General features: G+C 68.6%; 6 protein-coding genes. 4 read left to right on the forward strand and 2 right to left on the reverse strand.

Features of this window, described 5'->3' with window-relative positions; translation table 11 throughout:
• Window positions 1-479: T9SS type A sorting domain-containing protein (locus FJ251_14020; protein ID MBM4118821.1), on the forward strand; the 479-nt coding region annotated here is incomplete at its 5' end.
• A 15-nt stretch (window positions 480-494) separates the two neighbouring features.
• On the opposite strand, the gene FJ251_14025 is transcribed toward FJ251_14020, so the two are convergent.
• Window positions 495-779 (reverse strand): hypothetical protein, encoded by a 285-nt coding sequence (locus FJ251_14025; GenBank protein ID MBM4118822.1) that lies wholly within the window; start codon window positions 777-779, stop codon window positions 495-497.
• 423 nt (window positions 780-1,202) lie between these two features.
• Window positions 1,203-1,847: a hypothetical protein gene (locus tag FJ251_14030; protein ID MBM4118823.1), complete on the reverse strand. Its 645-nt coding sequence runs from the start codon at window positions 1,845-1,847 to the stop codon at window positions 1,203-1,205.
• Window positions 1,848-2,111: 264 nt separating this feature from the next.
• Between FJ251_14030 and FJ251_14035 the strand changes: the two genes are divergently transcribed.
• The 3 genes from FJ251_14035 to FJ251_14045 all read left to right on the forward strand — a co-directional run bounded on the left by FJ251_14035 (window position 2,112) and on the right by FJ251_14045 (window position 4,246).
• Window positions 2,112-3,038, forward strand: a complete 927-nt coding sequence (locus FJ251_14035) for a hypothetical protein (GenBank protein ID MBM4118824.1) — start codon at window positions 2,112-2,114, stop codon at window positions 3,036-3,038.
• A 9-nt stretch (window positions 3,039-3,047) separates the two neighbouring features.
• Window positions 3,048-3,656, forward strand: a complete 609-nt coding sequence (locus FJ251_14040) for a hypothetical protein (GenBank protein ID MBM4118825.1) — start codon at window positions 3,048-3,050, stop codon at window positions 3,654-3,656.
• Window positions 3,657-3,787: 131 nt separating this feature from the next.
• Window positions 3,788-4,246 (forward strand): metal-dependent transcriptional regulator, encoded by a 459-nt coding sequence (locus FJ251_14045; protein ID MBM4118826.1) that lies wholly within the window; start codon window positions 3,788-3,790, stop codon window positions 4,244-4,246.
• Window positions 4,247-4,285: the final 39 nt, after the last annotated feature.

Consider the following 4,285-nt stretch of genomic DNA (forward strand, 5'->3'; position numbering starts at 1 on the left):
ATCGCAACTACTGGGAGCAGGCCTTCATCGACCTGGAGCCGCTGATTCCCTTCACCGACCAGGTGCAGGTGCGCTTCCAGATCTGCGACCTGAACCTGCCCTCGCTGCTCGAGGCGGCCGTCGACGACTTCCGCCTGGAAAGCTACACGCCGAGTTCGACGGGAGCGCCCGACTGGCAGCCGCAGGCGGGGCCGCTCGCCCTGCTCGCGCGCAGCCATCCCAATCCCTGGCAGCCGGCCGGCGGCGAAGCGCAGGTCGCCTTCACGCTTGCGCGGCGCACGGCGCTCTCGCTCGCGGTCTACGACCTCGCGGGGCGCGCGGTGCGCCACCTGGCCGCGGGCGAGTACCCGGCCGGTGCGCATCGCCTCGGCTGGGACGGCAAGGACGACGCGGGTCGCGCGGTGAGCGCGGGCGTCTACTTCCTCCGTCTGGCGGCAGGCGGCGAGACGAGCGCGCAGCGCCTGGTGCTCTTGCGATAGGAGGTGGCGGCTGTCTCAGCGCTGCCGCTTCGCATCGCGATAGAACTGCCGGTAGAGGGCTTCTACCGTCCGGATACTTGTCGCGTCCGTCACCAGTGCTGCAGGTCCGAAGTCGTAGACCCGCTGGCGGTGGATCGTGGGTAAGTTCACCCCGGAGCAAGGGATCCAATTGCCGAGCTCTGCGATGATGAGGTCCCCGGCCACGAGCTTCACGTTCGCACCACGGGACCACCAGGTCTCGACAAGCTCCGTCGGGCCGAAGTACTGCGCACTTGTAGCTCGGCAGGGCTGGCCATGCACTACCCGAACCAGCTCGAGTTCGAGCGTCGATGCTGACCGGATGATGTCCGGGCTGGGGGAGATCTCCGAACAGGCGGAGAGAGCCAGGCTCGAGTCGAGGCGTGCGATCGAGATGATGCGAAAGACCCCCGCTACCGCGTCTGCCGGAGGCGGACACCGTCTTGGGTCAAGGCAGAGCGTCCTGAGGGCCTCGGCACGGATTCCCTTGGCGGCAGCGCGATAGGGCGGCCGGCCGCCCTTGACCCCGGCCGCACACGCAGCCGCCGAGGCCGCGAGCATGAGCAACACGAACCCCAGGCGCCGTATGGATCTCTCGAAGCGATTGCCCATCGCACCATTGCCAACCCGATAGGTGATCAATAGGCGCAGGGGCCACGGAGGCGCCCTGCGCCATGCAGCAGCAAGATAGGCTTCGCGTCGCCGTCAGTACAGCGCCTTGACGACGCCGAAGCTCGTCTCGGCCGCGGCCGTGCCGGGCTCGCAGGCCAGCGCGCTGGGGCAGCATTCGCCGTCCCAGTAGATGTGGCCGTCGCCCGCCAGCCCCGCGTACTCGATCTTCAAGACCAGCGACTGGCCGCTCAGCGCGAGCGGGTCGATGATCCCGAAATCGAAGCGGTAGAGGAAGCCGCAGTCCATCTCCGGATCGTAGTCGACGATGTTCAAGGCCACGGGGCCGCCGATCGCAACGAAGCTCTGCTCCTGGCCGCAGGTGCCGGTGCCGAGCGTCACGGTGACGGGGTTGCTGTGGCCCTCGTAGTTGTTCGACAGGTAGAGATCGGCCCAGAAGCTGAAGCCCGAGAGATTCAGGGCCAGCGGCGCCGTGCAGGCCCAGTAGGCAGCCGACCAGGGCAGGTACGGCAGATCCGCCAAGCGGCAATCGATGTCGCCCGGCGCGATCGCATCGGGCGCCATCGCCTCCCAGAAGGGCCCGATCCCGGTGTCGGTCCAGGCGTAGCCGCCGCCATCCGGGCCGTCGTTGATGAACCAGCTGATCGCCTGAGCGCTGGCCAGAGCGGGCAGCAGGAACAGCAACAGGGCAAGCAGTGTCGCGTGCACAGAGGTCTTCATCATCCCCTCCCTCCGCGGCCCCCGCGCCGGACCGCCGGAACGGGCCCTCCGTACCCGGCGCAGCAGCGACGGGCGGTCGCACGCATCGAGCATAGACCTTCGGGAAGCGCCTGTCACGCCGCGCGCGGCGCCCCAGCCGGCCGTCCCCCGTACTTGATGGCAATGTCGCAATTGTACTTACTTTCCTTGATCGCGTGGCATGGTCACTGCTAGCATCCGGCCTCTAACCAGGCGGCGGGCCCAGCCCCCCGCGAGGAGGATGCCATGCAGCGTGCAGCGACTCCGCGACGGCTACTGGCCGGCTGCATCTTGGTGATGCTTGCCGCGGCCCCGGCCGCCGCCCAGATCGAGGACCAGCTCTCCGCCTACACGGGCGACAATGCCACGGGCTACCTGCAGCCCCTGGCCGATGCCCTGGGCGCCAGCCTCAACGACGGCGCCTTCGCCTCGGCGCACATCCCGCGCTCGGCCTTTCGCCTGGGCCTGGAAGTGCGCCTGATGGGGGTCTACTTCGGCGACGACGATCGCAGCTTCAGCGCGACGACCGAGGGCGGCTTCTCGCCGGTGACCGAGGTGGACGCGCCGACGATCGCCGGTGACGGCGATGCCGTCGTCGTCGACGGCGACGGCGGCACTCAGTTCGCCTTCCCGGGCGGGTTCGATCTCAACTCCTTCGCCCTCGTCGTGCCCCAGCTCCGCGTGGGCGGCATCATGGGTTCGGAGGCCCTGCTGCGCTGGGCCTCCTTCGAGGCCGGCGATTCCGAGCTCGGCAAGATCGACCTGCTCGGCTTCGGCCTGCGTCACAGCATCTCGCAGTACATGCCGGCGCCCAAGTTCGACCTCGCGGCCGGATTCCTCTGGCAGCGCTTCAACATCGGCGAGAACACGAACGGCGACGACCTGATCTCCACCAGCGCCTTCTCGATCGGCGCCCAGGCGAGCAAGCGCTTCGGCGGCGCGATCACCGCCGAGCCCTTCGTCGGCCTGAGCGTCGACACCTTCTCGATGGAAGTCCAGTACGAGCCGGACGAGGGTGAGCTCATCGACCTCGAGTTCGAGAAGAGCACGAACATGCACCTGACGCTGGGCCTCGGCCTGAACCTGAAGGTGCTCAACCTGTCCGCTGCCTACAGCATCGCCGGGAACAACAGCTTCAACCTCGGCATGTCCCTGGGCAACCTGGGCTTCTAAGGAGGAACCATGAAAGCGATTCTGCGCCTTTTGCCGGTCCTCCTCCTGACGGCGCTCCTGGTCACGGGCCTGTCGAGCTGCCTGATGAAGGAGAAGGTGGTCGAGCTCGTGCTCACGGGCACGACCTCGGCCGAGTACAGCTACAACGACATCACCGAGGAGTACGACGAGAACGTCGTGCTCGACTTCACCGAGGAGCTGAATCAGGTCCTCGAGGATGCGGACATCAGTCGCGACGAGATCGAGAGCGCCTTCCTGGTCGGCGTCGAGTACGGAGCCATCTCGCTGACGGGCCACGACTGGACCGTCTCGGGGCACATCCAGATCGAGCGCGACGGGACCGGCTTCCAGGACCTCGTCATCTACACGGACCAGTCGATCGAGGCGGCCCTCGGCAAGCGCCTCAGCGCGCCGCTGGAGACCGCCGGCGTCACCGTCATCAACGATGCAATGAACGACTTCCTCGCCGGCGACTCGCCCGTGCTGACGCTGAAGCTCCTGGGCGGCAACGTCACGCCCGATCCCTCGGCCGGCGATCCGATCGTCTTCACCTGGAAGGCCTGGCTGACGTTGCAGCTCACCGTCGAGCAGACCCTCGAGGTGCCGGATCCCTTCTAGGCCTCGCCGATTCGCGTCTTTCCTTGCCGCGCGCGCCCTCGGGCGCGCGCGGTCTGCTTGACAGGTGGGCCCGGCGGCGCTAGCCTGCCATGGATTTTAGGCGTCCCTAATCCGTCGCCGCGAGGTCGCCCGTGCCCCTCCGCCAGGAAGCTCGCGAGGACTACCTGACCGCTCTGCTCCGCCTTGGCGAGTGCGGTGGCGCCGTCAGCACGACGGCCCTGGCCGCGCGGCTCGGGGTGGCGCCGGCCTCCGCAACCGGCATGCTCAAGACGCTCGCCCGCGAGGGCCTCGTCGCGCACGAGCGCTACCGCGGCGCGCAGCTCAGCCCGCTCGGCCGCGAGCGCGCGCTGGCGGTCGTCCGCCGGCACCGGCTCGTCGAGACCTTCCTCGTCGGCACGCTGGGCCTGCCCGCCGACCGCGTCCACGCGGAGGCGCACCGGCTCGAGCACGCCCTCTCCGACGAGGTGGTCGAGCGCCTGGACCACTGGCTGGGCCGCCCCGAGCGCGACCCGCACGGCAGTCCGATTCCCCGCGCGGAACCCCCGCGAATTCCTCAGGCAAAGGCTGACAGCCGGCCGCGGCGGCGCTAGGCTGGGCAAGGAGACCGGGCATGCGAAGCAGCTTGCCCC

It is taken from the genome of bacterium, from assembly GCA_016873475.1.
Classification (GTDB): domain Bacteria; phylum Krumholzibacteriota; class Krumholzibacteriia; order JACNKJ01; family JACNKJ01; genus VGXI01.

Excerpts from the sequence above, each read along its gene's own strand:
- FJ251_14030 (MBM4118823.1), bottom strand. The coding sequence starts at position 1,847 with ATGAAGACCTCTGTGCACGCGACACTGCTTGCCCTGTTGCTGTTCCTG.
- FJ251_14035 (MBM4118824.1), top strand. The coding sequence starts at position 2,112 with ATGCAGCGTGCAGCGACTCCGCGACGGCTACTGGCCGGCTGCATCTTG.
- FJ251_14040 (MBM4118825.1), top strand. The coding sequence starts at position 3,048 with ATGAAAGCGATTCTGCGCCTTTTGCCGGTCCTCCTCCTGACGGCGCTC.